The organism is Sphingomonas vulcanisoli (assembly GCF_011761305.1).
GTDB lineage: Bacteria > Pseudomonadota > Alphaproteobacteria > Sphingomonadales > Sphingomonadaceae > Sphingomonas_I > Sphingomonas_I vulcanisoli.
The window spans coordinates 290820-317507 of sequence record NZ_JAAOZC010000001.1; the positions used below are offsets into that span (position 1 = coordinate 290820).

A 26688-nucleotide genomic window follows, 5' to 3' on the forward strand; every position below is an offset into this window, starting at 1 on the left:
CGAAAGGAACAGGAAGACCAAGCCGATCACCGCGAGTAGCGCGCCGCGCACAGCCCAAGGACGCTGGTCAATCATGAAGCTGGACGCTGGCCACTTTATCAGACCCACGCCTTGACCAATCCATAAGAGTCCGGAGAGCAAGGCCGCTACACCCAGGATCTGCAGAGCAATCTTCACGCTTGTTCCCCCTAAATTATCGTAAGTTAGCGCTCAAACAACTCACAGCAGAAGGATACTGATCAGATCCGCTCCGCGAATTGCTTGTAGCGATGTGATCCGGTCTTTCAACTTACTTACCGCAATATGGGTCGACGACCCTATTTTGAATCGGGGGCTCTGTCACTCCACTTACCTTTCCGTAACCATATTCCGCCAGGGTCGCGCGCTATGCTAATGACCCCCATCGGTGTGCCGGTGCCCGCGAAGCCTGCCATGCGACCGCATTACGATCTGGTCGTAATCGGCAGTGGGCCGTCAGGCCGACGCGGGGCCGTACAGGCGGCGAAGCTCGGGAAATCGGTATTGGTGGTGGAGAAGGGGCGGCGCGTCGGCGGCGTTTCGGTTCACACCGGCACGATTCCGTCCAAAACGATGCGCGAGACGGTGCTCAATCTCTCGGGCTGGCGCGAGCGGGGCTTCTATGGACGCAGCTATCGTGTGAAGCAGGATATCTCGGCCGCGGACCTGATGGGCCGGCTGCACAAGACGCTGAGCTACGAAGTGGAGGTGCTGGAGCACCAATTCCATCGCAACGGCGTCCAATGGGCGCATGGCATGGCGCGCTTCGTTGATCCCCATACGATCGAGATCGTTGCCGATGATGGCGATTGCCGACGGGTGAAGGCGGACCGCGTGTTGCTCGCCTGCGGCACCAAGCCGTTTCGTCCCGATTATGTGCCGTTCGATGGATCGATCGTGCTCGACGGCGACGAAATCCTCGATATCGAGCGGCTGCCGAGGAGCCTGACCGTGATCGGCGCGGGTGTGATCGGGGTGGAATATGCCACGATCTTTTCGGCGCTGGACGTCGCGGTCACGCTGATCGAGCCGCGCGAGACCTTCCTCGATTTCATCGACAAGGAGCTGATGGAAGAGTTTGTTCACGAGCTGCGCGATCGCAATGTCGGTTTGCAGCTCGGATCAGCGGTCAAGGAAATCGCCGTTGCGAACGGTCGCGCGCGGTGTCGGCTGGAGAATGGTCGCAGCGTGGTCAGCGACATGCTGTTGTTCGCGGCGGGCCGGGTCGGCGCCGTGCAGGGGCTGGACCTCGAGAATGCCGGGCTTACCGCCGATCATCGCGGCCGGCTCTCGGTCGATGGCCAAACGATGCAGACCACGCAGCCCCACATCTACGCCACCGGCGATCTGATCGGCTTTCCCAGCCTTGCCTCCACCTCGATGGAGCAGGGCCGTTTGGCGACATTGCATGCTTTCGGCCACCAGCCGCCGTCGCCGCCGGAATTCTTTCCGTACGGTATCTATTCGGTGCCGGAGATATCGGTGGTGGGGATGAGCGAGGAGGAGGTGCAGCGCCGCGGTATCGCCTATGAAACCGGTATCGCCCGGTTTCGCGAAACCTCGCGCGGCCACATCATGGGGCTGGAGAACGGGATGATGAAGATGCTCTTCTCCATCAAGTCGCGCCGCCTGCTGGGCGTCCACATCATTGGCGAAGGTGCGACCGAGCTCATCCATATCGGCCATGCGGTGCTCAACCTCAAAGGCACGATCGATTACTTCCTCCAGAACACGTTCAACTACCCGACGCTGGCGGAAGCCTATAAGATCGCCGGCCTGGATGCCTGGAACAAGCTGCAAGCGGCGGTCCCGCTGAAAGTGTCGAACTGACCAAATCCGTCGTTTTGACCTGGCCAGAGGCGGCTTTGGCCCGCTAGGGGTGGCCTATGGCAAACGGCTGGATCATCGATGAAGAGGCGCGGCTGCAGACGCTGCGCTCCTTCGGCATATTGGACAGCGCCGCCGAGGACGCATTCGACACTTTGGTCGAGAAAGCCTCCGCGCTTTGCGAGACGCCCGTTGCGCTGATCACGCTGCTCGATCGGGACCGCCAGTGGTTCAAGGCGGCGATCGGAACGGAGATTCGTGAGACACCTATAGAGCTGGCGATCTGCACGCATGCCCTGGCGCACGGCGGCACTTTGGTGATCACGGACCTCAGCGAAGACGAGAGGACCAGCAGCAATCCCCTCGTGGCCAGCGAGCCGCACGCACGCTTTTATGCCGGATCGCCGATTGTGGTGGAGGGTCAGGCGCTCGGCACGCTCTGCGTGCTATCGTTCGCGCCGAGACCGAAAGGGCTTTCCGAGGTGCAGCGATCCGGCCTGGAAGGCTTGGCGACCGAGGCCGCGCGACTGATCGTCAAGGATCGGTTGGAAGGGAAAGCGGTGCCTGCGGACAGGCGTTGAAAGGCGCCCGGTCCTCGGCATGGTTGCGCGGACGAAGATCGGCTCTGGAGACGATGATGGCGAACCTGTCCGCTAAGGCCCCTTGGCACCTTTGGCTCGTCGGTATTGTGGCGGTCCTGTTCAACGCAATAGGCGTGTTCGATTTTGTGATGAGCATGGCACAAGGCGCCGCCTATCAGGCGCGGGCCGGCATGACCGCCGAGCAAATCGCGCATTATCAGGACTTGCCAGCGTGGATGATTATCACGTGGGCGGTAGGTGTGTTCGCGGCTTTCGCGGCATCGATCCTGTTGCTGCTGCGTCGGCGCGCGTCTTATCCCGTGTTCGTTCTGTCGCTAGCCGCGTTTCTGATCAGCCTGGACTACACATATCTGCTTACCCACGATGGCGCGATTATGGGACCGCAGATGGCGATTACCAGCGCTGTCATTACCGTGTTTCTGCTACTCTTCTGTTGGTATTCGCGCTGGATGATCGGGCGAGGCAAGTTGGTCTGACGGAACAAGGCACCTGCCGCTAGGCGCGCAATTGTCGTGCGATGCAGCCTTTTGCCTGCGCGGCCAGCCACAGGCGTCCCATACCTTCGTTCAGCGCGGGCGGATCGATGGGGCATAAACCGGATCCAGGGTAGAAGCTCATCTCGCCGAACAGCGGCTGTTCATCGGGCTGATAGAAATCCACCCTCACAAAGTCGAAGTCGGCGGCCAGGGTTTCGGCTGCGTCCAGCATCGCTTGCAGGGCGGTCGGACGTGCGACCGTCGACTTGTCACTGCCCAAAGCATGCCAGTCTCGATCATACAGTACCCAGCGGTGGCGCCGTTCGCGATCCAGGTGAACTTGGACGTGCGTCGCTTGTCCGCCGAATACGAAAACCTTGTAGTCGAGCGGCAGCTCGCCATCCCTACCGATCATCGGCTCGATCAGCAGCCCGCGGGGGATGTGGGCGTAAGCCCACTCATCAAGCCACCATCCGTAATGGCCGCGCATCCATTTGGCCGACGAAGATCGCGCCCTGCGCCAGTCGGCTGCACCGCTCCGGACGAAGACGTTCTGATTGCAACCATGGCGCGATTTGACGACAATCGGCCCGTCCACAGGGGCTTGCAGCGGCAGCTCGATCCCTGACCAGAGCAGAGGTACGACCCACTCCCGTCCCAACTGGCTCGCCGCAAAAGCCTTTGCGGTCACCTTGTCGGCTAACAACGGCATTCTTGGATCCCGGTCGAACAATTTTCTTACCTGGATCAACTCGGTCAACAACGTCGGAACGGTAAGCTTTGGCACGCGCCCATGACGCCACAAATAGGTCAGGCCTATACGCACGCGCGCTGCAGTCTCGCTTTCAAACATCATCGGGCTTTTGCAATCGTCGACACTTAAGCAGCCCCAAGCCTGATTGTTCTACGACCGATCCCGCAATCGGCCATCAACTTGGCTCCCTGCGACGGTGGGTTGATGAGATGGTATCAACCTGCCAGCACGCTGAAATGTTCAGGAGTAACGCAGAAGATGAAGCCCAGCCCGCCTGGGGCAATCAGCATTTGGGCGCCGCTCATATCTCCGCGATGCTTCCAGCGGAACCGGTTGATCGCATCATGCCACTGCGTTCGACCGCCCGGCGGCCAAGCGCCGAACCTTGCGGTGACCTAAGGTGATTGCCGCCGGTCATAACGAACGAGCTTGGAACCGGCAGGATCGGATACCAGTTTCGTACCTAGTAGGCCGGGGGATTGCGTGACCAAACTCGCCGATGTCTTTCCAGGATCTGGCGAGATGGCCGCGCTCATGCGCAACAACGATTGGGAGCGGTCGTCACTCGGGCCCGTCGATCGGTGGCCGGAAGCCCTCAAGACGGCGGTACGCATCCTGCTGACCAGCCGGTTCGATATGTGGGTTGGCTGGGGTGACGATGTCGCATTTCTCTACAATGACGCCTACCGCCCGACGCTCGGCAGCAAACATCCGGCGTCACTCGCCAAACCGACCAGAGAGTTGTGGGCGGAAATCTGGCCCGACGTCGGCCCGCTGATCGAGCAGGTGTATCGTACAGGGGAGGCTACGTGGAGCGAAGCGATGCTCCTGTTGCTCGAGCGCAATGGCTATTCGGAAGAGACCTATCACACCTTTTCCTACAGCCCGATTTTCGATGATGACGGCAAGGTAGGTGGGCTCCTTTGTGCGGTCGTCGAGGAAACCAACCGGGTCATCGATCGGCGCCGATTGGAATCGCTGCGTATTCTGGGAGCAGAACTGACGAGCGCAGAGTCCCCGCAAGAGGTTCTCGGTGCGGCCCAGAATGCGCTGATGAGCAATACCAAGGATATCCCGTTCAGCCTGACCTACATGTTCTACGATGGCGATGCGCACCTTATCGATCGTTCGGGGTTCGCAGGCGCGCCGTCGGATCGTGTCGAGCGGCTGATCGCCAAGCAAAACAAGCGGTGGCCGCTTCACGATGACGGCGCTCTCATCAATCTCGATCCCGGATGGCCGAGTGGTGCCTGGAGCCGATCGCCTCATCAAGCCACCGTCGTCTCGCTACGAGGGCAGGGCGGCGAGGACGCTCATGGCGCCATCGTGATCGGTCTTAATCCTCATCGTCCGGCGAACGCGGAATATTTCAGCTATTTGAAATTGCTTGGAGCGCAGATCGCATCCGGCCTTGCCAGTTCCCAGGCGCGTGACGCAGCGCGTCGCCGCGCGGCGGCGTTGGCTGAAGTGGCGTCGCTCCGCGAGCAGGCCGAACAGACGCTGCGCCAGGTCAATGCCCAGCTCGCTGTCGAAGTCGAAACGCGAACGCTGGAGCGTGACCGTCTTCGAAATCTGTTTCAGCGCGCGCCGGGCTTCATGTGCGTGCTGCAGGGCCCGGACCATGTCTTCGAGTTCATGAATGAGGCCTATTACCAGCTGGTCGGTCATCGCGACCTGATCGGCTTGCCGGTGGCGGTCGCGCTCCCTGAAATTCTGGGACAAGGCTTCATCGAGTTGCTCGATGAAGTTTTTCACAGTGGACGGCCCTTCATTGGCCGAAAGATGGAAGCCAATCTTCAGCGCGCGCCCGGCAGTCCGCTCGAAAAACGGTATCTTAACCTTGTCTACCAGCCGATCGTCGAGGCCGACGGCAGCATTTCCGGCATATTCGCCGAGGGTCATGACGTTACCGATCAAGTCGTCAGCGAAGCCGCTCTCCAAGAACTGAACGCTGAACTTGAGCGCAAGATCATCGAACGGACCCAGGCGCGCGGTCTCACCTGGCAACTGAGCCCGGATTTGTTGGGGGCACTTAACTCCGAAGGCTATTTCGAGACCTCGAATCCAGCCTGGCAAACGGTGCTCGGTTGGAGCGAGGCCGAGGTCGCCAGCCACTCCATCTTTGATTTCCTTCATCCAGATGACGTCGAACGTACGCGCGGAGGCTTCCTGCTAACCCAACAGGGGCAGGCCGCGATCCGCTTTCCAAACCGATTTCGATGTAAAGACGGGAATTATCGCTGGATCAGTTGGGTCGGCGTCCCTGAGGAAGGGATGGTCTATTGCTCGGGCCGTGACATCACCGAAGATGTTGCCGCGCAGGAAGAGCGCGATCGCCTCTGGACGCTGACCGAGGATTTGCTGGCTCGGGCGGACTATGCGGGCAACCTGATCGCGGTCAATCCGGCATGGACGCGCGTGCTGGGCTGGTCGGAGAAAAAACTTCTTACGGAGCCGTATGCAGCGATAATCCATCCCGATAACGTGCCGGACGTCACAGCTGCTCTGGCGGAAATGGGGAGGACTGGGCAGCCGACGCGCTTCGAGAACAAGATCCTTGCGGCTGACGGTCAATGGACACCGATCGGCTGGACCGTTTCTCCCGAACCGGGCGCTGATTTCTTCATTGCCATCGGCCGGGACCTTCGCAGCGATAAGGCACGGGAGCGTGAACTTATCGAGGCGCAGGAAGCGCTGCGCCAATCTCAGAAGATGGAGGCCGTCGGCCAACTCACGGGCGGAATAGCGCACGACTTCAACAATCTGCTCGCCGGGATCAGCGGTAACCTGGAATTGCTGGAGCTTCGCCTGAGCCGCGGCGAAACGACCAGCCTCGATCGCTACGTTAGCAACGCCCAGGACGGAACACGACGTGCCGCATCGCTGACGCAGCGCCTGCTCGCTTTTTCACGCCGCCAGACGCTCGATCCCAAGGCCATCGATGTCAATGCTTTGATCAGCGGAATGGAGGATCTCATCCGCCGCACGGTTGGGCCGGCGATAGAGGTGGAAGTGGTCGGCGCCGGTGGGCTGTGGACGACCATGGTCGATCCATCGCAGCTTGAGAATGCCTTGTTGAATCTGGTGATCAATGCCCGCGATGCCATGTCGGGCATGGGCCGGATCACGATCGAGACGGCCAACAAATGGCTGGACGACCGCGCCGGCAAAGCCAGAGAACTCCCGCCGGGTCAGTATATCTCGCTCTGTGTCACCGATACCGGCACGGGGATGTCGTCCGACGTGATTGAGCAGGCGTTTGATCCCTTCTTCACCACCAAGCCGCTTGGCCAAGGAACTGGGCTCGGCCTTTCGATGATCCACGGCTTTGTCCGCCAGTCCGGTGGTCAGGTGCGGATCTATTCGGAATTGGGGCAGGGCACGACGATGTGCCTTTATCTTCCGCGTTTCGCCGGTGCCGCCGAGGCCGAAGCCGGCGCCGAAACCCACCAATCGCCCGAGGAGGGGCACGGCGAAACGATCGTCGTCATCGACGATGAGGAATCAGTCCGCGCATTGGTGGTCGAGGTTCTGAATGACGCGGGATACACCGTCGTCGAAGCCAAAGACGGCCCTTCCGGGCTGGAGGCGTTGCGATCGGAGCGTAAGGTGGATCTCCTGATCACCGACGTCGGGCTACCCGGCGGGTTGAACGGGCGGCAGGTCGCGGACGCGGCAAGAGTATTCCGGGAAAACCTGCAAATCCTGTTTATCACCGGTTATGCGGAGAATGCAGCGGTGGGCAATGGCTTCCTGGAGCATGGCATGGAAGTCATCACCAAGCCCTTCGGGGTTACAGCGCTTGCGGCCAAAGTTCGCGATATGCTCGATCGGCGGCTGTGATCTGCCGGTCATCGCTCGGACCGTCTCGCGCTGAATCAGATGGGCGCACCCTCGATAATGTGAACGGTTAGACCGCCTGCCGTTCGCGCCTTTTGCCGCATGATGCGAAGATCGTCCACGCCCGGCTGTTGAGGCAAGCAGGCGCCGCCACCTGCGCGGCGCGGCTCTCGATCGGCTCGGGCTTTCGTTGCCGTCTAGCGGGCGTGCAGTGGAAGGCTGAAGGCCAGCATAGCCGTGCAGGCGCACGGACAAGGCGTCGACCTCCTGGCGGAGCGGCGAGGCGACCATTTTCACGAGTGAGATCTGCGGACCGGGCTTGCGGCCCCGTGACCGCTCAGAGAGGACGCTGGTGTGGACCGGCCCGAATTGATCGATGGACCCAACCGCTACGTGTGCCCAGCACGCTCAGTTGCAAGCGGCGGCGACGCACAACAAGTCGCAGTTTGCGATAGCAGCTATCGCAGCCATCAATTCGACGGCGTCGCGCGCGGCGCATACGCCGGTCATAGCTGAAGGGCCGGTCCGCCCTAACGGGAAGTTCGGACCTCGACCTGATGCCTCACGCCTGTCAGAAACCGCGAAGACCATAACGGGCGCAGTGTTCATCATCCTGTGCTGTCCGGAGGGGACGTCATGATCGTGCAGAAAGTCCTGGTTGTGGGCGCGGGCCTTGCCGGCCTGTCGGCGGCGATCGCGCTCGCGCAGCGCGGGGTACAGGTCACGATTGCGACGCTTGATCCGCGGGCCGAGGGCACATCGATCACGATCACCAATCGTGCAGTCGACGCGGTCGAGGCGCTCGGCGTGCTCGACGCCTGCTTGGCCGAGGGCCTGACGCCGGCGGACGGGAAGTCGATCTTCTCGGCCGTGTGGGACGGCGCGGGCAACCCTGTGCCGGTGCCGACGTCACCGATCCCGCCGACGCGGCTGCCGGCCTACATTGCCATCTATCGCCCCGATCTCAGCCGCATTCTCACTGACGCCGCAGAGGCGGCCGGCGTCACGATCCGCGCGGGCGTCTCGTTCACTGCGCTGGAGGACAAGGGATCGCATGTCGACGTCGCGTTCACCGATGGCGCGCGCGACCGGTTCGATCTGGTCGTCGGCGCGGACGGCGCGCATTCCGCGGTACGCCGTGTCATCCATCCCGGCATTGCGCCGATCTATACCGGCTGGATGAGCTTTCGCCTGGTGCTGGAAGACGGCCCGGACGGCCCGGCGGGTTTTTACACCCTGCCCGCCGGCAGCGGCATGCTGGCGACCGTACGATTGCCAGGCAACCGGCTCTATCTCGCGGCGGGCAAGCAAATGGAGAATCGCCGGATCGACCAGGCCGAGGCGGTGGCGCTGCTCGATACGGTGCTGGCGCCGTATAGCGCACCGCTGATCCGCGCGATCAGCAACCGTCTGCAAGACCAGCCGAAGGTCTTCGCGCGCCCGTTCGATTATGTGCTGGTGCCTTCGCCCTGGCATCGCGGGCGCGTGACGGTCATCGGCGATGCCGCGCACGCGACGACGCCCAACCTTGCCTCGGGTGGCAGCATCGCGCTCGAGGACGGCGTCGTGCTGGCGGAGGAGCTGGAAAAGGCCGACAGCGTCGCGGGGGCGCTCGATGCCTTCATGGCGCGGCGCTATGCGCGCTGCGCGATGGTCGTCGAAACCAGCCTCGCCATGATGCGCCGGGCGGATGACGGAGACCCTGCCGGGAACGCCGCCTTGCGCGCCCAGGCGATGGCCGAACTCGTAAAGCCCTATTGAGCCGAAGGATATGCAATGACCCGTCCCATCGCCCTGATCACCGGCGCCTCCGCGGGCATTGGCGCGGCATTCGCGCGGCAGATCGCTGCGCGCGGCTACGATCTGGTCCTCGTCGCCCGGCGCGAAGACCGGCTGCGCGCGCTGGCTGGCGAATTGGCCACCGATAGCGAAATTCTGGCCGCCGACCTGGAATCGGATGCCGGCATCGCGCTTGTCGAAGCCCGAATCGCAGACGGCCCGGCGCTGACGCTCGTCATCAACAATGCCGGATTCGCGGCGCGCGGCGCGGTCGCGACGCTCGATCCGGACCGCCTGACCGCGATGCTGCGGCTCAATGTCATCGCACTCAGTCGCCTGTCGCACGCCGCGATGCAGCGCATGGTGGCGGACGGCGCGGGGGCGATCATCAATGTCGCATCGGGGACGGCCTTCCATCAAATCCCCGGCAATGCCGGGTATGGCGCATCGAAAAGCTATGTGACCGCCTTCACCCGCCACATGCAGGGAGAGGCCCGCGGGACGGGAGTCGCCGTGCAATTGCTCGTGCCGGGTGTGATCGACACCGAGTTTCACAGCATCGCTGCGACCTCGATCGACCGTTATCCGCCGGGAATGGTCATGCAGGTGGACGACCTGGTCGCCGCCTCTCTGACCGCACTGGATCGCGGCGAGGCCGTCTGCATTCCCTCGCTCGCCGATGTCGGACTATGGGATGGATTTACCGAGGCCGAAGCCGCGCTCGCGCCCAACGTGTCGCGGCAAAAGCCGGCCGAGCGCTATCGCTAGGCCATGCGGCCGAGCCCGCGGTATGGACAATTCACCAGCGCCGTCCTGTCCGCATATAGTCGGACAGCTGCGGTCCGCTTAAGCGGGTTGCCAGGCCTTCAGCCGTACCATGATCTGCCCGAACAAGGGCGACGCGGTCTGGTCGGTGAGCCATCGCTGTATTCCGGGCAGATGCTGGTCGCCAAACCAGTCCGGATCCGTGGCCGCGAATTGGCGCACGAACGGCATCAGCGCGGCGTCCGTGAACGCCCGCGTCGGGCCGCACAGATACGGTTGGTGACAAAGCCGCGTTTCTAAAGGCGTAAGCAGATCGAGTGCCGCAGCGCGATGGTGCGAGGCATTCGATCCGTATCGCTGCGGATATTTGTAACGATCGAGGTGGAATTTGAAGGGGCCGTCGTTGGCATCGATCAGCGCGCGGTCTTCGCCATCAAGCCATCGTTCCGGATCGTGGCGTACCAACGCCCAGCGCATGATATCGAGGCTCTCCTCGATCACCGCGCCGTCCGGAAGCACTAACACCGGGACGGTGCCTTTAGGTGAGGCCTCGATCATTTGAGGTGGTTTGGCCGAGAGCTTTATCTCTCTGATCTCGAAGGCTGCGCCGCTCACCAGAAGCGCCATGCGCGCCCGCATCGCATAGGGGCAGCGGCGAAAACTGTAGAGGACCACGCTGACCATAGGGTTACCTGAACATATGCTGCGAGATCGGCTCCCATGGGCCGCCGCGGTATCGCCATACCGCAAGTCCCGTGAACCCAATCCCGCGCGGCTGAAAATCGCCTGCCAAGCTTGTTAAGAGCGTCTTCGCTTCGGTCGGCTGAACCTTATTCTGGATCGTGACGTGGGGCCGCCAGCCGGCTGCGTCTTGCGGGACAAGCAGGCCGGCAAATGCGTCGGCCAACTCGGCGCGCAAGGATTCAAGCTCCGGCGCCTCAATCCTTATCGCCACCCCGCGCCCAAGGTTGATCAGACCAGAGGCTGTAGCGGGCGGCCTTGCGCGTTGCGTCGCTTCCGAAAGCCGTCGTTTCAGCTCGCCCTCGATCGACGGCGGTAGGTGATGAAACAAGGTAAGGTGGGCGGGGAGCTGATTTCGATCTGGGGGGAAATGCGCTCGGCGAAGCCCATCCAGCCATGCAAAATCATCTCGGCCGAAGAGCGCCGACACGATGATTGGCGCGGCTGGGGCGCTGACGGGAAAGTCGGTCATGCCGCAGCCTACGGCGCAAACGCTGGCCGAACCAGCTTAGCCGGGCGCACGGTCGGCGCGACATTCCTCAACGGCTTGCCCTTCCAGACGTAATTGTCGGCAAGCAAAGACGGTGTTGCCGCTGCAGGCTATGGAGGACCAGCCCTCCTTTTACCCGAAGAGGGAAGTGCCCGCCGTCACACCCCCCCAAGTAGGTGACGGTGGGCGCCACCTGCCCGCTGCGACCCGACGATCGCCGTGGTAATCAAGCGTCCTTCTATGCCGCCATCCGGCTTCGCGTTCGCCGAACCCAAAACCCTCAATTTATCCGTCGGCTCAAATGAACCGATTCATTCTCGGGCAGAAGGTCGTTATCCTACTCTCCGAATGAAGCACGTTCGCGCACTATCAATAGCTGTGGCTGCGTTCGTTGGCGTGGCCGCTTTAGGGTCGTGGTGGTCTCGCGTACGGATTGCGACGGCGCTCGTCGATCAAAAGCTGGCGGCTGTGCATGTCACGGCTCACTACAGGATAACGCGCCTCGGCCCATTTCTGGAGCGTCTGGAAGACGTTCGGATCGGGGATCCGGCTCGACCGGATCTGACCGCCAAGCAGATCGAGGTGGCTATCGGCTATGGCCTTCATGGACCGATTGCTACCGGCGTGTCGGTCACCGGCGCGCAATTGCATGCGACGCTCGATTCAGCGGGCCTCCATCTCGGTGCCATTGACCGGCTCCTACCCAAATCGACCGATGGCGCAACGACCCTTCCCAAGCTCGTGCTTTCGATTGCCGACAGCCGCCTGCTGCTTGATACACCCAACGGCGCGATAGCATTGCAGCTGGACGGCACCGGCAATCCCGGCAAGCGGTTCGCGGGAAGGGCGGTGGCAGAAGCCCCCGCGCTCCGCTTTGCATCCTGTTCACTGGGCGCGGTTCATGCGACCGTGACAGTCGTGATCCGAGAGGGCCGACCGACTGTCTCTGGCCCGATCACGATCGGCGCGACCAAGTGCCCGTCGCTGTCGCTGGGCAGAGGCGTGGCGCAGGTTGCCGCCACCTCTAGTCCGACATTCGAGCAGGTTGACCTTCAATCGAAGCTCGAGGGCTTCGGCGGCGTCGCCGGGCCGGCGCGCTTCGCAAGCGTTCATGGTGCTGCTCAAGCAAGCGGGATGCTCGGCAATCTCGTTGTCCGGACCGAACTTGGCCTCGATCGGCTCGCCTTGCCAGCTTTGGCGAAGGAGATCGCCCACGCGGGCAAGATGCCGGCCGGTTTACCGATCACACCGACAGCCGTGCGGGCTTCGGCCGCCCTTGCGATGCTGCTGTCAAACTCCCAAGCGGATGCCGATCTCGATGTGGTGATCACCGGGCGGCAGGTGGCGTTACACGTCCGAAAAGCCGCGCTGGCGGATGCGACCGGCGCGCGATTCACCGCACTCGCGCGTGGCGGGATGCTGTGGAGCGCCGGAGGTTGGCGGCTTGACGGCGATGTGACCGCTGGGGGCGGCGACCTGCCGGATGCCGGGCTTGAACTCCGTCAGTCGGCGCCGGGCGCGTCGCTCAACGGCACCGCGCAATTGGCATCCTACAGCGCCGGCGCGGCGCGGATCGCGCTTCCGGCCGGGCGGTTTGAATGGCGCGAACAAGCGATACGCTTCGATGGGCGCGTGCTGGCTGATGGTCCGATCGGCGATGGCTTCGTGCGCGGTCTGGAGCTGCCGGTGCGTGGCCGCGTGTCGCGTACCGGCGACATGGTGGTTGGCGAGGGATGCCAGCCGATCGCCTTTCGATCGTTGCGCTTGGCGGGCGTCGCCTTCGCGCCGTTCAGGACGACGCTCTGCGGGCGACCGCTGGTAAAACGCTCCGCCGGGGCCCCGCTACGTCTGGATGCGACAACACAGCCTTTACAGCTCACCGGCCTAACCACCGGCGGGGCGCCGGTCACCCTCGATATCGAGGGCACGCACCTGACTAAGAAAGGCTTCGAGGCTCAGGCATTGCGTGCGGCATTTGGTGACAGCCGGCTCCAGATCGCGCGCCTGAACGGACGCCTGGGCGGAACGATCGGCGGGACATATTCGAACGCGGGCGGCGCGATCGCCAACGTGCCGTTGCGCCTGTCTCAAGCTGATGGCCATTGGGCCTTTGCCAACGGAAACTTGACGTTAAGCGGCAGCCTGCAGGTTGCCGACGCTGCCGTCCGCCCGCGCTTTCTGCCGCTCGTCACCAACGATCTTCGTTTCCTGCTCCATGATGGGTCGATCGATGCCACAGCAACGCTGCACGATCCGAAATCCCGCGCCAAGGTCGGCGATATCGCGCTTGTTCACCGGCTTGCGGACGGCGTCGGCCATGCGACCATTGCCGTGCCCGGTCTGGCGTTCGCGCCCAAAGGCCTCCAGCCCGAGGCGCTGACCCCGCTAACGCTCGGCGTCGTCGTCGATGTCGCCGGTTCGGTTTCGGGGAGCGGGCGGATCGATTGGTCGTCCGCAGGCACCAGCAGCGCGGGCGTGTTCGGAACCGACCACCTCGATCTCGCCGCTGCCTTTGGTCCGGTGTCCGGCATCAAGGGCCAGATCCGGTTCACCGATCTGCTCGGGCTGGTCAGCGCCCCGCATCAAGAGATGACGATCGCCGAGATCAATCCCGGGGTGGCAGTCGCAAACGGGGTCGTCCATTTTCAACTGATATCCGGCAACCGTGTGGCCATCGAGGATGCACGCTGGCCCTTCGCGATGGGAGCATTGCGCCTGGAGCCGACCACACTCGATTTCAGCGGAGAGGCGGCGCGGCGGCTGACCTTCAGGGTCGATGCGCTCGACGCTGCCGCCTTCATCCAGCAGCTGGATTTTCCCAATCTCGCCGCCACGGGACGGTTCGACGGCGCCCTTCCGATGATCTTCGATGACAGGGGCGGCCGCATCGAAGGCGGTTCGCTCGTCGCGCGCAAGGATGGCGGCACGCTGGCGTATGTCGGCGAGCTCTCCAGCGCTCAGCTGGGCACGATGGGCAAGCTCGCTTTCGATGCGCTGAAGGCTATCCGCTATTCGTCGCTTCAAATTCGCTTCGATGGGCGGCTCGACGGCGAGATGATCAGCCAAGTCAATTTCACTGGCGTCCGGGAGGCGACGCCGGATCAGGCGCTGATCGCGCGGATGATCCGCAATCTGCCTTTTCGGTTCAATATTCGGATCCGCGCGCCTTTCCGCGGGCTGGTCGGCTCCGCACGGGCCTACATGGATCCGCGGCTGCTGCTCACGCAACCGCCGACAACGCCGGCTGAACCCGCCGTTCAGTCCGTCGTAAGCGAGCCGGTGCGATGATTATGTCATGCTTGACGCTGTTAGCTTTGGATGCGAGCCCATGGACCATGATGCGGAGGCTATTACCCGGTCTTGGACTGGCATTGGCGGGGTGTGTGACCGTGAAGGCGCCGGACAAGCCGATCGAGATCAACCTCAATATCAACGTCAAGCAGGAGGTCGTCGTCAGCCTGAAGAAGGATGCCGAGGACTTCATTACCAACAATCCGGACCTGTTTCCAAAATGATAAAGCGCAAACCCCTGCTGATTGCTGCCGCCTTTGTGGTGATGCTGGGCGCGGGCGTGCCTGTCGCCGCGCAGATGAGCAGCGAGGTCGAGGCGGCCCTCGAAAGCGGCGCTGTCGGCGAGCAGGCCGACGGCTATATCGGATTCACGCGACCGCCCCCGGCAGCGCTCAAAGCCCAGGTCGACGCGATCAACATCAAGCGCCGAGAGGGCTATACCCACGTCGCCCAGGCGAAAAATGTGCCGATCGAGGCTTTTGCCGCCTCAGTCGGCTGCCACACGCTGACATCGCTCAAGCCCGGTCGTGCTTACCAAATTGGCGGCGCCTGGGCCGTGAAGGGCGCTAATCCGATCTCGTTGCCTGCCCAGTGTGGGAGCTAAGTCGCGCGACCATCAAGCGTTCGTTGGGTAAGCGGCCCGACCGCTGCCATCGCTAAGATCATCGATACTTCCCAGCCAACGACGGCGCGCTTCTCCCCTGTCCGAACACGCGATTGCGTTCGTCCGGTCGTTTGGGCGAGCAAGCTTACTTGCGATGTCGGGGCAATCGAGTATCGTCAGTGGTCTGTCGGTATCGACATATCGTGCGACGGCGTCGTTCTTCGAAAAGGGACGAAATAAGGGACTTCGAGAGCATGCTTCTGGCTCGCATCATTGGCTCATAACCGGGATTGATCGGCCACCGGCGCAAAGGTGCGCAAACATGATAATCGTCGACGGAGGGGCAGCATGCAGGCGGCTGAGGTTATAATTTCGACGCCGTCGGGCCCGATGCGATGCTTTATCGTCCATCCCGAACCGGACATCCCGTATCCTGTTGTGATCCTCTATATGGACTTCTGGGGATACCGCGACGAGCTGAAGACCCTCGCGCGCCGGCTCGCCAGCGTCGGTTATTATTGTGTGGTGCCCGATTTTTACCATCGCGAAGACGCGACCGTGCTGAACCAATTCTTCGATGCCAACGGTCGCACGGTGTCGGTCTTCAACCTCGACAGGGAGCAGCTTGCTATCGCGGCCGCGCCGCTGCGCAGACTTACCGATGCCATGGTGCTCGATGATACAAGCGCGGTCTTGACCTATGTCGATCAAGATCGTCGCGCCCTGGCGACCCATGTCGGCGCGATCGGCTTCTGCATGGGCGGGCGCCACGCGATCGAGGCGGCCCAGCGCTGGCCGGAACGCTTCGTCGGCACTGCCTCGCTCCACGGCAGTTATCTGATCTCGGACCGGCCTGAATCTCCGCACCTCGCACTCGGCCGACTGCGGGGCGAGCTGTACTGCGGATACGCCGAGAACGATCTGACCGCCGAAGGCGACATGATCCCGCGCTTCGAAGCGCTGCTGGCCGACAGCCCGGTACGCTACAGCCGCAGCCTTCATGCCGGCGCGCATCACGGCTACGCGCTACCGTCCCGCGACGTCTATGACCAGGATGCGACCGAACGCGACTGGGAACTCATCCTTGCGATGTTCTACCGGACCATGCCGCCCTATGGCGGCGTGGTGCCGCAGTGACCGCGCCGCGCGTCGGCGAGCGTGCGCTGCTGCTCCTGCTATTGCTGGTCGCCACCTTCAACCTCGTCGATCGCCAGATCATCAATATCCTTGCCGACCAGATCAGCCGCGAACTTCACCTGAGCAACACTCAACTAGGCATCCTGACCGGGCCAGCGTTCGCGATCTTCTACGCGCTGATGGGGGTGCCGATCGCGCGGTATGCCGATCGGCCCGGTACCGATCGCGTCCGCCTGATTGCCGTCGTGGTTGCGCTCTTCTCCGCGATGACCGCGGCGTCCGGGCTGGTGACCTCCTACGCCCAGCTCGCCATCGCGCGCGTGGGCGTCGGGCTCGGCGAAGCAGGGTCGGCGCCAGCTTCCTACGCGCTCATCGCCGACCGTATCCCGCGGGAGCGCCGCGCACGCGCCATCTCGCTGCAGGGCCTGGGCGTGCCGTGCGGCATCCTGTTGGGCCTCGTGATGGGTGGGATCGTCGGGCAGTCGCTCGGCTGGCGCGCAGCCTTTCTGATCTGCGCCGCACCCGGTCTGTTCATCGCAATGGCGGTAAAGCTTTTGCTGAAAGATGTTCGCACGGCCGAGCCGCACGGTCTCAAGGTGGCTCCGGCCGCGCATGGACGTCTGCGCGTGGTGATGCAGTCGCGCGCGCTCATCCTCCTCATCTGCGCGACAGCGACGAGTTCGATCGTAACAATGGGCCAGACGGTATGGGCGCCGGTCGTCTTCATCCGCGCATTTCACGTGCCGATCGCACAAGTCGGGCTGTGGCTGGGCATCGTCAGCGGGCTGAGCGGTATCGTGGGCATGTTGGCCGGGGGCGCGGTCGCGGATCGGCTGGGAGGCAACAACCCGAAATATTACATGATCGTGCCGATGTTCGCGGTTCTCGTCGCGCCGCCATTCTACGCGCTTGCTTATTCAGCGCCGGACTGGCGGATCGCGCTTGCCCTGCTGATCATACCTAGCACCCTTGCACTCTTCTTTTACGCCCCAGTCTTCGCCAGCGCGCCGCGGCTGGTGCCCCCTGCGTACCGGAGTTTCGCCGGTGCCCTGGTGCTGCTGTTCATCAACCTCGTCGGCGCGGGCCTGGGACCGCTGGCAGTCGGCATAGCGGCGGACGCGCTGACGCCGAAAGCGGGCGATCAGGCGCTGCGCTGGGTTCTGATGGTGTTTCCCCTGCTCAACGTCATTCCGGCCTTTTTCTACTGGCGCGCTAGCCGGCACATTGCCTCAGAGCTAAAATGACCAGCGCGCATGATGCGTCGCGTGCTGCGCGTGCGCTTATCGAAGAGAGCGAATGAGGCCTGCAACCCTCCGCAACCCTTTGAGCTCGATCGCTAAGCGCAAGCAAGAATGCCTTCGGGAACGAGCCAAACGAGAGTACGTCGTCTGGCGGTTTCCTCATCATAGCGGACCAGGTTAGTGGCGATGCCTGTGAACGGCGTTCGGCGTTCAGTCCAGCATCAGCGTGACACCCTGCCGGCCAGCGATTTCGACCGTGGCGCTCTGGCCGCCCGAAACCGCCAGCCGCCGCCGCTCGCCCGGCGGCAGCAGGATTGCGATACAATTATCGCCGAACAGCCCCGGGCCCGTGCGCTTCACTGCGACGCGGATCACGTCGCCTTCGCAAACGCAGTCGCCCGTCCAAATATCGCGCGCAGGTCCGCGATCACCCTGATCCTCGCAAAAGCGCCACGAAAACGCGCCGTCACCGACGCTCGGGAACATCCAGAGGCCGCGGCGGAAAGGATCTGGCCGAAAGCCACCCGGCGCCAGATCGACCGGAATGCTCGATCCCGCCCGCGCCAGCAGCGGCGGAGGACGGTCGAGCTCGGCGGCGAGCGCCACCGTCTGGCCGCCACGGACATGCGCGCCGCTCCAGACGTCGATCCAGTCCGATCCCGCCGGCGGCCGTACCTCGCGTCGCGTCACGCCCGGATCGCACACCAGGGGCACGAGCAGATCGCGGCCGAGCAGATGATCGTCGCCATCCGCCCACGCTTCCGGATCGCCTGGGAAATCGAGCCAGAGCGGCCGCACGACGGGTTCGTAATCGTCATGGTAGCGCCGCAGCAAATCGTAGAGATAAGGCGTCAGCGTCTGCCGCAACGCCATCAGATGGCGGATAGCGGGCAGCAGTTCGGGATACATCCATGGCTCGTTGACCGAACGATCGTCGTTCCAGCTGTGAATGCTGAATCGCGGCATGAAGATGCCCGCCTGCACCCAGCGCAAGAATAGCTCGGGTTCGGGCTTGCGCCCCGCGAAGCCGCCGATGTCATGCCCGCTGTTGGAAACGCCTGAGAGGGCCAGGCCGAGGCCCATCTTGGCGTTGTAGCGGATCGTCTTCCAATCGGTGCGATTGTCGCCGCTCCAGGTCTGGGCGTAGCGGTGAAGCCCCGTCATTCCGGATCGGGTGACGACATAAGGCCGCAGCTCGGGATCGTGCGCGATCTGCGCGGTGCGAGAGGCGCGGCTCATCAGCAGCGCCATCAGAGGGCGCGCCTCGGCGGCGGGGCGGGGATCGCCCCAGAATTCCAGGCGCGCGTTCTTATCCCACACGCCATATTCGTTATTATCGTTCCAGGTGGCGCGGATGCCGTGATCGAGCAGCGCGCTTTTCACCTGGCCGCGCCACCAGGCGGCGGCTTCGGGGTTGGTGAAATCGATGAAGGCGCCGAGCTCGTCCCAAAATTGTCCTTCAACCGTGCGCCCATCCTCGTCAGCGATGAAAAGGCCCTGCGCATCCAGCGCGGCATATTGCGGATGATCGCGGAGCAGGGCGGGCTTGATATTGGGGACGAGTTCTATGCCTGCATCGGCGTAGCTTTTGACGAACGCGGCCGGGTCGGGAAATTTGTCGCGGTTCCAGTGGAAGACGTAGCGTTTATCGCCGATCGACGTGTAGCCGGAGGAGAGGTGGAAGCTGGAGCAGCCGATGTCGTGTTCTTCCAGCTTGGTGATAAACTCCGCCATCTGTGCCTGCGCGTCGGGCGCGTCAGTGTACGTCATCGTCGATCCCGAATAGCCGATCGCATAGCGCGGCATCAGCGCGGGGCGACCGGTCATCCAGGTGAAGCGCCTGGTGACCGTCAGCGCATCGGGCCCGGCGATCATCGTCAGATCGAGATCGCCGCTCTCCGCGACCATATGGCGATAGGGACCGTGATAATTGTCATGCTCGCGTCCGAAATCGAAGGCGACATCGGCCATCGTGTCGTAGAATTCGCCATGCGCGCGGCCCTCGGCGTCGACGGCAAGAATGTAGGGGATCGACTTGTAGAGCGGGTCAGACGTCTCGGCGTCATAGCCCATTGGATCAAGGTTGGTGAGGCGGAAGCTGTTGCCCGCCCGGTCCATCGGCCCAGCGCGCTCGCCGAGCCCATAAAAGCGCTCGCCGGCGTGACGCGCTACATAATGATGCACCTTGCGGTCGAACCAGCCGAAGTCATAGGCTTGGGTCGGTCGATCCTCGGCCATGCGCACCCAGCCATCGCCGTGCCGCTGCAGCCAGCGGCAATGGAGGCCGTGCAGGCGGATTTCGAGCCGGATCTGCGCGGTTTCGATCGCCAGCGCGTCTATGGTCTGATCCACAGCGAAGTCGGGGCAGGCGAAGCCCTCGAGGCTCATACGATCGCGACCCGGCTCCGTGATATCCTCTGCGCCCGGCGCGATCGCCCAGCTCGGCGGCCCCTTTACCCGGCCATCGGGCAGCACCAGCAGGCGGACGACATCCTCCTCGAGCACGAAGACATGGGCGACCGCGCCGGTATCGGCGGTGAGCGTGATCTGGCCCGTGGTCCGCCGGGTGACGGCGAACAGCGGTGGGTTGGAAAGCGTGGCGCGGCGCATGTCAGGCCCTTGCTGTGGCTGGCGTCAGCCGGCCGATCATGGCGATCAGCACCGCGGCGCCGATCAGGTCAAAAAACGAGAGGCAGGCGAACAGCGGTGTGTATCCGATCGTATCGGCAAGCTGCCCGATCGCGAGGCTGAACAGCAGCCCGCCGAGCCAGCCCGCCTGGCCGACGAAGCCGTTGGCGACGCCCACTTCCTCGGGCGCGAAAACGTCCGTCGAAAGCGTGTTGATAAGCACCGAAATCATCTGGTGGGCAAAGCCGCCGATGCAGAATAGTCCGATCGCAAGATAGGGGCTGACGGCGAGCCCGATGCAGCCTGGCGCGATCATCAGCAGCGCGCCCAGGCAGATGCCGGCCACACGCGACGGGATCAGCGGCACGCCCCTCTTGATGAGCGCAGGGGAAAGGTAGCCGCCAAGCACGCCCCCCAGATCCGCCGCCAGAAAGGGCAGCCAGGCGAACATCGCGATGTGCTTCAGGTCCATATGCCGTTCGGTGGCGAGATAGAGCGGGATCCAGAAGCTGAAGGTCTGCCAAGCGGGTTCGGCGAGGAAGCGCGGAATGGCGATCGTCCAGAAACGGCCGCTGCGCAGGATGTCGCGTGCGCGCGCCTTGTGCTGGGGTGCGGCGGGCCGATCGGCGGCGATATAGGCCTGCTCTTCGGGGGTGATCGCGCGATGCTTGAGGGGCGAGCGGTAGAAAATGTACCAGGCCGCCGCCCAGATCAGCCCGACGCCGCCCGTGACGACGAACGCCCAGCGCCAGCTCAGCGCCAGCGACACCCCGATCACGATCGGCGGTGCGATCAGCGCGCCGAGCGAGGTGCCCGCATTGAACCAGCCTGTCGCCACCGAACGCTCGCGCGCCGGAAACCATTCGGCGATTGCCTTCATGCCGCTCGGGATCGCCGCCGCCTCGCTCAGCCCCAGCAGTCCGCGAAAGAAGGCGAGCCCAGCCCATCCGCCTGCCAGCGCGTGCGCGACATTGGCCAGCGACCAGGCCACCGCGAACAAGGCGAAGCCGAGTTGCAGCCCGATGCGGTCGACGATCAGTCCGCAGATCGGCTGCATCACCGTATAGGCCGCCTGAAATGCGCCCACCACATAGCTGTATTGCTGCGTCGTGATATGCAGCTCGCCCTTGAGCTGCGGGGCGAGCACACCGAGCGAGTTGCGCGCCAGATAGTTGAGGATCGTGCCGACGCTGATCAGCGCGACCATCCACCACCGCAAGTGGCGGATTTTCATACGCTGCCACCGTGGCAAAGGAAACCCGCTCTCCCCCGTTCGTCCCGAGCGCAGTCGAGGGACGTGCCCCAAGCGCCGCGCCTAGCCGCACGTCCCTCGACTGCGCTCGGGACGAACGGAGAGCTAGACCGAATGGTCACACCCGCCCGTCCGGCTGGATATGGATCACCGTGTGGCGCGCCGGGATCGCGCCCTTATGCTGCACCGTCTCGCCGGCCAGCCGATGGCCGAAGCGGGCCGCAGCCGCCGGGCCGTGATTTGCCAAACGCGCGGCGAGATAGCCGGCATCGAAGGCATCCCCGGCGCCGCTTGTATCGACGGGTGTAACCGGTCTGGTCGGCACCAACTCCCGCACGCCATCGGCCGAAACGAATGCGCCGTCCGCCCCCAGCTTGACGATCACCTCGCGCACGCCGTGCGCGTGCCAGCGATCGGCTATGGTTTCGGCCGTTTCGGTTTGGCCGTGCATCAGCGCCTCATCGTCCAAGGTGGGCAGCGCAAGCGTGGCGTGGGCGGCGAAATCGAGAAAGGCGGTCTCGGCTTCAAACGGGCTTTCCCAGCCGCGCAGGCGGAAATTGCCGTCGAAGGCGACGATGCCGCCACGCGCCCGAACCCGATCGGCAAGGCCGGCGATCAGGCCGCGATCGACGCTGTTGAACAGCGAAAGCGTTATGCCGGACAGGAATAGCAAATCGGCATCGGCCGCCTGCTCGAACAATATCGCGCTTTGCGGCAGCGCGAAGAAATCGCGCGCCGCCGAACGATCGCGCCAATAGGTGAAGCTCCGCTCGCCGTGATCGTCGACCCGGATCGCATACAGACCGGGCACGCGTGAAGGATGTCGCGCGATCAGCGAGCAATCGACGCCCTCCTGATCCCAGCGATCGAGCAATTCCTCGGACCATGCATCACTGCCCAGAGCGGTCATGAAGGCCGGGCGATGGCCCAGCCGCGCCAGCGCCACCGTCATGTTGAGGACATCGCCGCCGTAGGTAATCGGGCCGGTCGCACCGATGTGACCGGAGATTTCGATCATCCCTTCGCCGAAGGTGACGATCTTCATCACATCCGCCCCCGCAAGGGGGAGGTGAGGCCGAAGGCCTCGTCGGGGGAGGATTGCGGCGCCTTAGAGGACATTGCTTCCTCCGTCTCCGTCAGCTTCGCTGCCACCTCCCCCTGGCGGGGGAGGATTGGTTCATGGAACGCCACGGCGCCTACCAGTTCCACATCGTGCCATCTTCCAGGCGCGCGATCGGCAACTGACGCTGGTCGTAGGGATATTTGGCGGCCAGTTCCTCGTTGATATCCACGCCGTGGCCAGGCGTCTCACCGCAGATCAGGAAGCCCTTGTCGAAGCTGTAATCGTGCGGGAAGACGTCGTCGGTTTCGGGCGAGTGGCGCATATATTCCTGGATACCGAAATTGGGCACCCAGGTATCGAAATGCAGCGCCGTGCCCATCGTTACCGGCGAGAGATCGGTGGCGCCGTGGCAGCCGGTCCGGATCTGATAGAGGCTGGCGAGATCGGCGATCCGGCGCAGATGGGTGACGCCGCCGGCCCCCACGATGGTGGCGCGAATATAATCGATGAGCTGGTTCTGGATCAGATCCTTGCAATCCCAGATCGTGTTGAAGATCTCGCCGACGGCCAGCGGGGTGACGGTGTGCTGGCGGATCAGCTTGAACGCTTCCTGGTTTTCGGCCGGCGTCACGTCCTCCAGCCAGAAAAGCTGATAGGGCTCCAGCATCTTGCCGAGGTTGGCGGCTTCCTGCGGCGTATAGCGGTGGTGGCCATCGTGTAGCAGGTGATGATCGAAGCCGTAGGTGGCGCGCAGCATCTCGAACAGCTTGGGCACGGTGTTGAGCGCCTTGCGCGTATCCCAGCCCGTGACGCTGGCAAGCGTCGCGTCGGCGGGCTCGTAGAAGAGCTTGCCGCGGCCGACGCCATAGGCATCCTTCACGCCGGGAATGCCGGTCTGCGCGCGGATCGCCTTGTAACCCATGTCGATATATTGGCCGACCGCATCCACGGTCTCAGCGATGTCGCCGCCATTGGCATGGCCATAGACCATCACCTTTTCGCGGCTGCGGCCGCCGAGCAGCTGGTAGAGCGGCATATCCGCGCTCTTGGCCTTGATATCCCACAAGGCGACGTCGACCGCGGCGATGGCGCGCATCGTTACCGGGCCGCGCCGCCAGTAAGCACCGCGGTAGAGAAGCTGCCAGATATCTTCAATCTGCCGGGCATCGCGCCCGATCAGCAGCGGGCAGACATGATCCTCCAGGTAGGCGACCACGGATTTTTCACGGCCGTTGAGCGTGGCGTCGCCGATGCCGTAGACGCCTTCTTCGGTGACGATCTTGAGCGTCACGAAGTTGCGCCCAGGCGAAGTAACGATCACCCGCGCGTCCTTGATTCTCACGCTATCCTCCCAAACTGTTTGCAGGGTGCTAGACGTGGCCAGCGTGATTGTCCATATTGGTCAGGCCAGATTGGAAAGGCCGTTTAGATTGTGAGCGCTCCGTTGATCCTCCATCCCGATCGCCTGTTTCCGGCCGATTTGACGACGCGATCGATCGCTAGGCGATTGTATGCGGAGGTCGCCAGCCTGCCGATCATCAGTCCGCACGGCCATACCGATCCCAGCTGGTTCTCATCAGACGCGCTGTTCAGCGATCCGGCCAATCTGCTGATCGTGCCGGACCATTATGTCTTCCGAATGCTGCACTCGCAGGGCGTGCCGTTGGAGGCTTTGGGGATCGCGCGGCGGGACGGCGGCGCGGTCGAACGCGATCCGCGGACGATCTGGCGGCTGTTCGCCAAACAGTATCATCTGTTCCGCGGCACGCCCTCGGCGATGTGGCTGAACTGGGTGTTCGCGGAGCTTTTCGGGCTGGAGGAACGGCTCTCGCCCGAGACCGCCGATCTGTATTATGACCGCATCGATGCGGCGCTGGCGACCGACGCCTTCCGCCCCCGCGCGCTCATGGACCGCCTCAATATCGAGGTGCTGACCACCACCGAAAACCCGCTCGATCCGCTTGAAGCGCATCAGACGATCCGGGCCAGCGGCTGGCAGGGGCGCGTCTTAACCGCCTACCGCCCCGATCCGGTGGTCGATCCCGAGTTCGAGGGCTTCTTGGCAAATCTCGACAAGCTAGGAGCGATCACAGGGAAAGATGCCCGCAGCTGGCAGGGCTATCTCGACGCGCACCGCGATCGCCGCGCTTTCTTCAAGGCGATGGGCGCCACCTCAACCGATCACGGACACCCCACCGCGCGCACCGCCGATCTCCCTTTTGCGGAGTCGGAGTCACTTTTCGCGCGCGTCCAGTCACCTTCCGTCACGGCTGCAGACGCCGAACTCTTCCGCGCCCAAATGCTCACCGAGATGGCGCGGATGAGCACGGAGGATGGGCTCGTCATGCAGCTTCACCCCGGCAGCTTCCGCAACCATAGCCGCAACACCTTGGCCAACTTCGGCCGCGACAAGGGCGCCGATATCCCGACGCAAACCGGCTACGTCGAAGGCCTTAAACCCTTGCTCGATCGTTTCGGAGACGCGCCCGGCTTCACCCTCATCCTGTTCACCCTGGACGAGACCGCCTATTCCCGCGAACTCGCCCCGCTGGCGGGCTTCTATCCCTGTTTGCGTCTCGGCCCGGCGTGGTGGTTCCACGACAGCCCCGAAGGCATGATGCGCTTCCGCGAGCAGACCACCGAGACCGCCGGCTTCTACAATATGGTCGGTTTCAACGACGACACCCGCGCCTTCCTTTCGATCCCAGCCCGCCACGATGTCGCACGGCGAATCGACTGCAGCTTCCTCGCGCGGCTCGTCGCCGAGCATCGGCTCGACGAGGATGAGGCGGCAGAACTGGCCTACGATCTCACCTATCGCCTCGTGAAAGAGGCCTATCGCCTGTGAGCTGCGAACGCCTTTCCAACGCCAGCTTCTCGGCACGCTACGATCGCGGCGCGGTCAAGGCGGGCGTCGTCCACCTCGGCCTCGGCGCCTTCCACCGCGCACACCAGGCGCCGGTGTTCGATGCGCTGATCGCGGGCGGCGATCCGCGCTGGGGGATCACCGGCGTGGCGATGCGCTCGCCCGATGTCGTGACGGCGCTGGGGGCGCAGGATGGGCTCTACAGCCTTTCACGACGCGGCGGGAATGAGGGCAAGCCGCAGGTGATCGGCGCGCTCAAGGCGCTTCAGGTCGCCGCGTCAGAGCCCAAGGCGGTGATCGCTTCGCTGGCCCATGCCGATACGCATCTTGTGACCCTTACTATCACTGAAAAGGGCTATCTCGATTACGGGCCGACGAGTGCTGCGGGGCTGATCGCCCGCGCGCTGGACCAGCGACGGGCGGCGGGTCTCGCACCGCTGACAGTTCTTTCCTGCGATAACCGAGCGTACAATGGCGCGGTGGCGCGCGACGCCGTGCTGGCCGCGGCGCAAACGGCGACCCTCGCTGACGCCACCCTCAGCTGGATCGCCGAGGAGGTCGCCTTCCCCTCGTCGATGGTCGATCGCATCACCCCGGCCGTCACGGCCGCCATGATCGCGGAGAGCAGCGATGCGCTCGGCCTGCGCGATCAAGCGGCGGTGTGGACCGAGCCGTTCTGGCAATGGGTGATCGAGGATCGCTTCGCCGCCGCGCGGCCTGATCTTGCCAGTGCCGGCGTTCAGATGGTTTCCGATGTCGCGCCTTGGGAAACCGCCAAACTGCGCCTGCTCAACGGCGCGCACAGCACCTTGGCTTATCAAGGCCTGCTGCGCGGGCATCGCTTTGTCCATGAGGCGATCCGTGATCCGGTGCTGGCGGGCCTGGTTGGTCGACTTTGGGATGAGGCGACTACGACGATTGATCGGTCCGTGGTCGACGTAACCGCCTATCGCAGCGCACTCCGCAAACGCTTCGCCAATCCGGCGTTGCCACACGCGCTAATCCAGATCGCCGCCGATGGATCGCAAAAGCTGCCGCCGCGCCTGCTCGCTCCAATGACGGAGCGGGCGGCGATGGGCCTTTCCAGTCCGGCGTTGGCCGAAGCAGTGGCCGGCTGGATCGCCGCGCACATGCGGATCGAGGGCCTCGCCGATCCTATGCTCACCGATCTGCAGTCGCTCGCAAATGAGAAAGCACCCGTCGAAGCGCTGCTCGCCTGTATAGCCCCGGATTTCGGCCAATCGGCTGAAATCACCGCGGCTTTGGCCAAGTTGCGTGAGATTGCTTGAAATGCGGCTGCGAACACCACAGGCT

General features: G+C 63.5%; 20 protein-coding genes. 13 read left to right on the top strand and 7 right to left on the bottom strand.

Features of this window, described 5'->3' with window-relative positions:
- Positions 1-387: 387 nt before the first annotated feature.
- The 3 genes from sthA to FHS31_RS01435 are packed head-to-tail and all read left to right on the top strand — an operon-like array spanning position 388 to position 2923.
- Positions 388-1848, top strand: coding sequence for a Si-specific NAD(P)(+) transhydrogenase (gene sthA, locus FHS31_RS01425; protein ID WP_243843196.1), 1461 nt, complete (start codon positions 388-390; stop codon positions 1846-1848).
- A gap of 56 nt (positions 1849-1904) precedes the next feature.
- Positions 1905-2426, top strand: coding sequence for a GAF domain-containing protein (locus FHS31_RS01430; RefSeq protein ID WP_167071301.1), 522 nt, complete (start codon positions 1905-1907; stop codon positions 2424-2426).
- A gap of 53 nt (positions 2427-2479) precedes the next feature.
- Positions 2480-2923 carry a hypothetical protein gene (locus FHS31_RS01435; protein ID WP_208408483.1) on the top strand — a complete coding sequence of 148 codons (444 nt, stop codon included), beginning with the start codon at positions 2480-2482 and terminating at the stop codon, positions 2921-2923.
- Between the two features lie 19 nt (positions 2924-2942).
- Here the strand turns inward: FHS31_RS01435 and FHS31_RS01440 are convergent, their stop codons facing one another.
- Positions 2943-3779 (bottom strand): ATP-grasp fold amidoligase family protein, encoded by an 837-nt coding sequence (locus tag FHS31_RS01440; RefSeq protein ID WP_243843197.1) that lies wholly within the window; start codon positions 3777-3779, stop codon positions 2943-2945.
- 381 nt (positions 3780-4160) lie between these two features.
- Here FHS31_RS01440 and FHS31_RS16230 point away from each other — a divergent pair, with 381 nt between their 5' ends.
- The 3 genes from FHS31_RS16230 (at position 4161) to FHS31_RS01455 (ending at position 10064) form a co-directional block, all read left to right on the top strand.
- On the top strand, positions 4161-7520 hold the full coding sequence (locus FHS31_RS16230; protein WP_208408484.1) for a PAS domain S-box protein: 3360 nt from the start codon (positions 4161-4163) through the stop codon (positions 7518-7520).
- 633 nt (positions 7521-8153) lie between these two features.
- A complete protein-coding gene (locus FHS31_RS01450; protein WP_167071303.1) occupies positions 8154-9278 on the top strand; it encodes an FAD-dependent monooxygenase in 1125 nt (374 codons plus the stop codon).
- A gap of 15 nt (positions 9279-9293) precedes the next feature.
- Positions 9294-10064, top strand: a complete 771-nt coding sequence (locus tag FHS31_RS01455; RefSeq protein WP_167071305.1) for an SDR family NAD(P)-dependent oxidoreductase — start codon at positions 9294-9296, stop codon at positions 10062-10064.
- Positions 10065-10142: 78 nt separating this feature from the next.
- Here FHS31_RS01455 and FHS31_RS01460 read toward each other — a convergent pair whose 3' ends face one another.
- Positions 10143-10745: a glutathione S-transferase gene (locus FHS31_RS01460; protein ID WP_167071307.1), complete on the bottom strand. Its 603-nt coding sequence runs from the start codon at positions 10743-10745 to the stop codon at positions 10143-10145.
- Between the two features lie 4 nt (positions 10746-10749).
- Positions 10750-11274, bottom strand: a complete 525-nt coding sequence (locus FHS31_RS01465; protein WP_167071309.1) for a 2'-5' RNA ligase family protein — start codon at positions 11272-11274, stop codon at positions 10750-10752.
- Between the two features lie 366 nt (positions 11275-11640).
- On the opposite strand from FHS31_RS01465, the gene FHS31_RS16690 reads away from it, so the two are divergent.
- The 5 genes from FHS31_RS16690 to FHS31_RS01490 all read left to right on the top strand — a co-directional run bounded on the left by FHS31_RS16690 (position 11641) and on the right by FHS31_RS01490 (position 17568).
- Positions 11641-14580: an intermembrane phospholipid transport YdbH family protein gene (locus FHS31_RS16690; RefSeq protein ID WP_481883016.1), complete on the top strand. Its 2940-nt coding sequence runs from the start codon at positions 11641-11643 to the stop codon at positions 14578-14580.
- Between the two features lie 50 nt (positions 14581-14630).
- Positions 14631-14807, top strand: a complete 177-nt coding sequence (locus FHS31_RS01475; protein WP_167072022.1) for a YnbE family lipoprotein — start codon at positions 14631-14633, stop codon at positions 14805-14807.
- A gap of 41 nt (positions 14808-14848) precedes the next feature.
- Complete coding sequence (locus tag FHS31_RS01480) at positions 14849-15187, top strand: YdbL family probable chaperone protein (RefSeq protein WP_243843239.1); 339 nt, start codon at positions 14849-14851, stop codon at positions 15185-15187.
- 348 nt (positions 15188-15535) lie between these two features.
- Positions 15536-16324 (top strand): dienelactone hydrolase family protein, encoded by a 789-nt coding sequence (locus tag FHS31_RS01485; RefSeq protein WP_167071314.1) that lies wholly within the window; start codon positions 15536-15538, stop codon positions 16322-16324.
- Entirely contained in the window at positions 16321-17568 is a 1248-nt protein-coding gene (locus FHS31_RS01490; protein WP_167071316.1) for an MFS transporter, read from the top strand. Before FHS31_RS01485 ends, FHS31_RS01490 begins: the two co-directional genes overlap by 4 nt.
- A 207-nt stretch (positions 17569-17775) precedes the next feature.
- Here the strand turns inward: FHS31_RS01490 and FHS31_RS01495 are convergent, their stop codons facing one another.
- The 4 genes from FHS31_RS01495 to manD form a co-directional block, all read right to left on the bottom strand.
- Positions 17776-20175 carry a glycoside hydrolase family 31 protein gene (locus tag FHS31_RS01495; RefSeq protein WP_167071318.1) on the bottom strand — a complete coding sequence of 800 codons (2400 nt, stop codon included), beginning with the start codon at positions 20173-20175 and terminating at the stop codon, positions 17776-17778.
- Position 20176: 1 nt separating this feature from the next.
- Complete coding sequence (locus FHS31_RS01500; protein WP_167071320.1) at positions 20177-21427, bottom strand: MFS transporter; 1251 nt, start codon at positions 21425-21427, stop codon at positions 20177-20179.
- Positions 21428-21563: 136 nt separating this feature from the next.
- Complete coding sequence (locus tag FHS31_RS01505; RefSeq protein ID WP_167071322.1) at positions 21564-22490, bottom strand: sugar kinase; 927 nt, start codon at positions 22488-22490, stop codon at positions 21564-21566.
- 151 nt (positions 22491-22641) lie between these two features.
- Positions 22642-23850, bottom strand: coding sequence for a D-mannonate dehydratase ManD (gene manD, locus FHS31_RS01510; protein ID WP_167071323.1), 1209 nt, complete (start codon positions 23848-23850; stop codon positions 22642-22644).
- A 90-nt stretch (positions 23851-23940) separates the two neighbouring features.
- Between manD and uxaC the strand changes: the two genes are divergently transcribed.
- On the top strand, positions 23941-25356 hold the full coding sequence (gene uxaC, locus FHS31_RS01515; RefSeq protein ID WP_341786258.1) for a glucuronate isomerase: 1416 nt from the start codon (positions 23941-23943) through the stop codon (positions 25354-25356).
- On the top strand, positions 25353-26663 hold the full coding sequence (locus FHS31_RS16695; RefSeq protein ID WP_167071325.1) for a mannitol dehydrogenase family protein: 1311 nt from the start codon (positions 25353-25355) through the stop codon (positions 26661-26663). The genes uxaC and FHS31_RS16695 overlap by 4 nt, the downstream gene beginning before the upstream one ends.
- The last annotated feature ends 25 nt before the right edge of the window (positions 26664-26688 follow it).

Excerpts from the sequence above, each read along its gene's own strand:
- FHS31_RS01495 (WP_167071318.1), bottom strand. The coding sequence starts at position 20,175 with ATGCGCCGCGCCACGCTTTCCAACCCACCGCTGTTCGCCGTCACCCGG.
- FHS31_RS01480 (WP_243843239.1), top strand. The coding sequence starts at position 14,849 with ATGCTGGGCGCGGGCGTGCCTGTCGCCGCGCAGATGAGCAGCGAGGTC.
- FHS31_RS01475 (WP_167072022.1), top strand. The coding sequence starts at position 14,631 with ATGCGGAGGCTATTACCCGGTCTTGGACTGGCATTGGCGGGGTGTGTG.
- FHS31_RS01485 (WP_167071314.1), top strand. The coding sequence starts at position 15,536 with ATGCAGGCGGCTGAGGTTATAATTTCGACGCCGTCGGGCCCGATGCGA.
- FHS31_RS01460 (WP_167071307.1), bottom strand. The coding sequence starts at position 10,745 with ATGGTCAGCGTGGTCCTCTACAGTTTTCGCCGCTGCCCCTATGCGATG.
- sthA (WP_243843196.1), top strand. The coding sequence starts at position 388 with ATGCTAATGACCCCCATCGGTGTGCCGGTGCCCGCGAAGCCTGCCATG.
- FHS31_RS16690 (WP_481883016.1), top strand. The coding sequence starts at position 11,641 with ATGAAGCACGTTCGCGCACTATCAATAGCTGTGGCTGCGTTCGTTGGC.
- FHS31_RS01435 (WP_208408483.1), top strand. The coding sequence starts at position 2,480 with ATGATGGCGAACCTGTCCGCTAAGGCCCCTTGGCACCTTTGGCTCGTC.
- FHS31_RS01465 (WP_167071309.1), bottom strand. The coding sequence starts at position 11,274 with ATGACCGACTTTCCCGTCAGCGCCCCAGCCGCGCCAATCATCGTGTCG.
- FHS31_RS01440 (WP_243843197.1), bottom strand. The coding sequence starts at position 3,779 with ATGATGTTTGAAAGCGAGACTGCAGCGCGCGTGCGTATAGGCCTGACC.
- FHS31_RS01505 (WP_167071322.1), bottom strand. The coding sequence starts at position 22,490 with ATGAAGATCGTCACCTTCGGCGAAGGGATGATCGAAATCTCCGGTCAC.
- FHS31_RS01430 (WP_167071301.1), top strand. The coding sequence starts at position 1,905 with ATGGCAAACGGCTGGATCATCGATGAAGAGGCGCGGCTGCAGACGCTG.
- FHS31_RS01450 (WP_167071303.1), top strand. The coding sequence starts at position 8,154 with ATGATCGTGCAGAAAGTCCTGGTTGTGGGCGCGGGCCTTGCCGGCCTG.
- FHS31_RS01455 (WP_167071305.1), top strand. The coding sequence starts at position 9,294 with ATGACCCGTCCCATCGCCCTGATCACCGGCGCCTCCGCGGGCATTGGC.
- FHS31_RS01500 (WP_167071320.1), bottom strand. The coding sequence starts at position 21,427 with ATGAAAATCCGCCACTTGCGGTGGTGGATGGTCGCGCTGATCAGCGTC.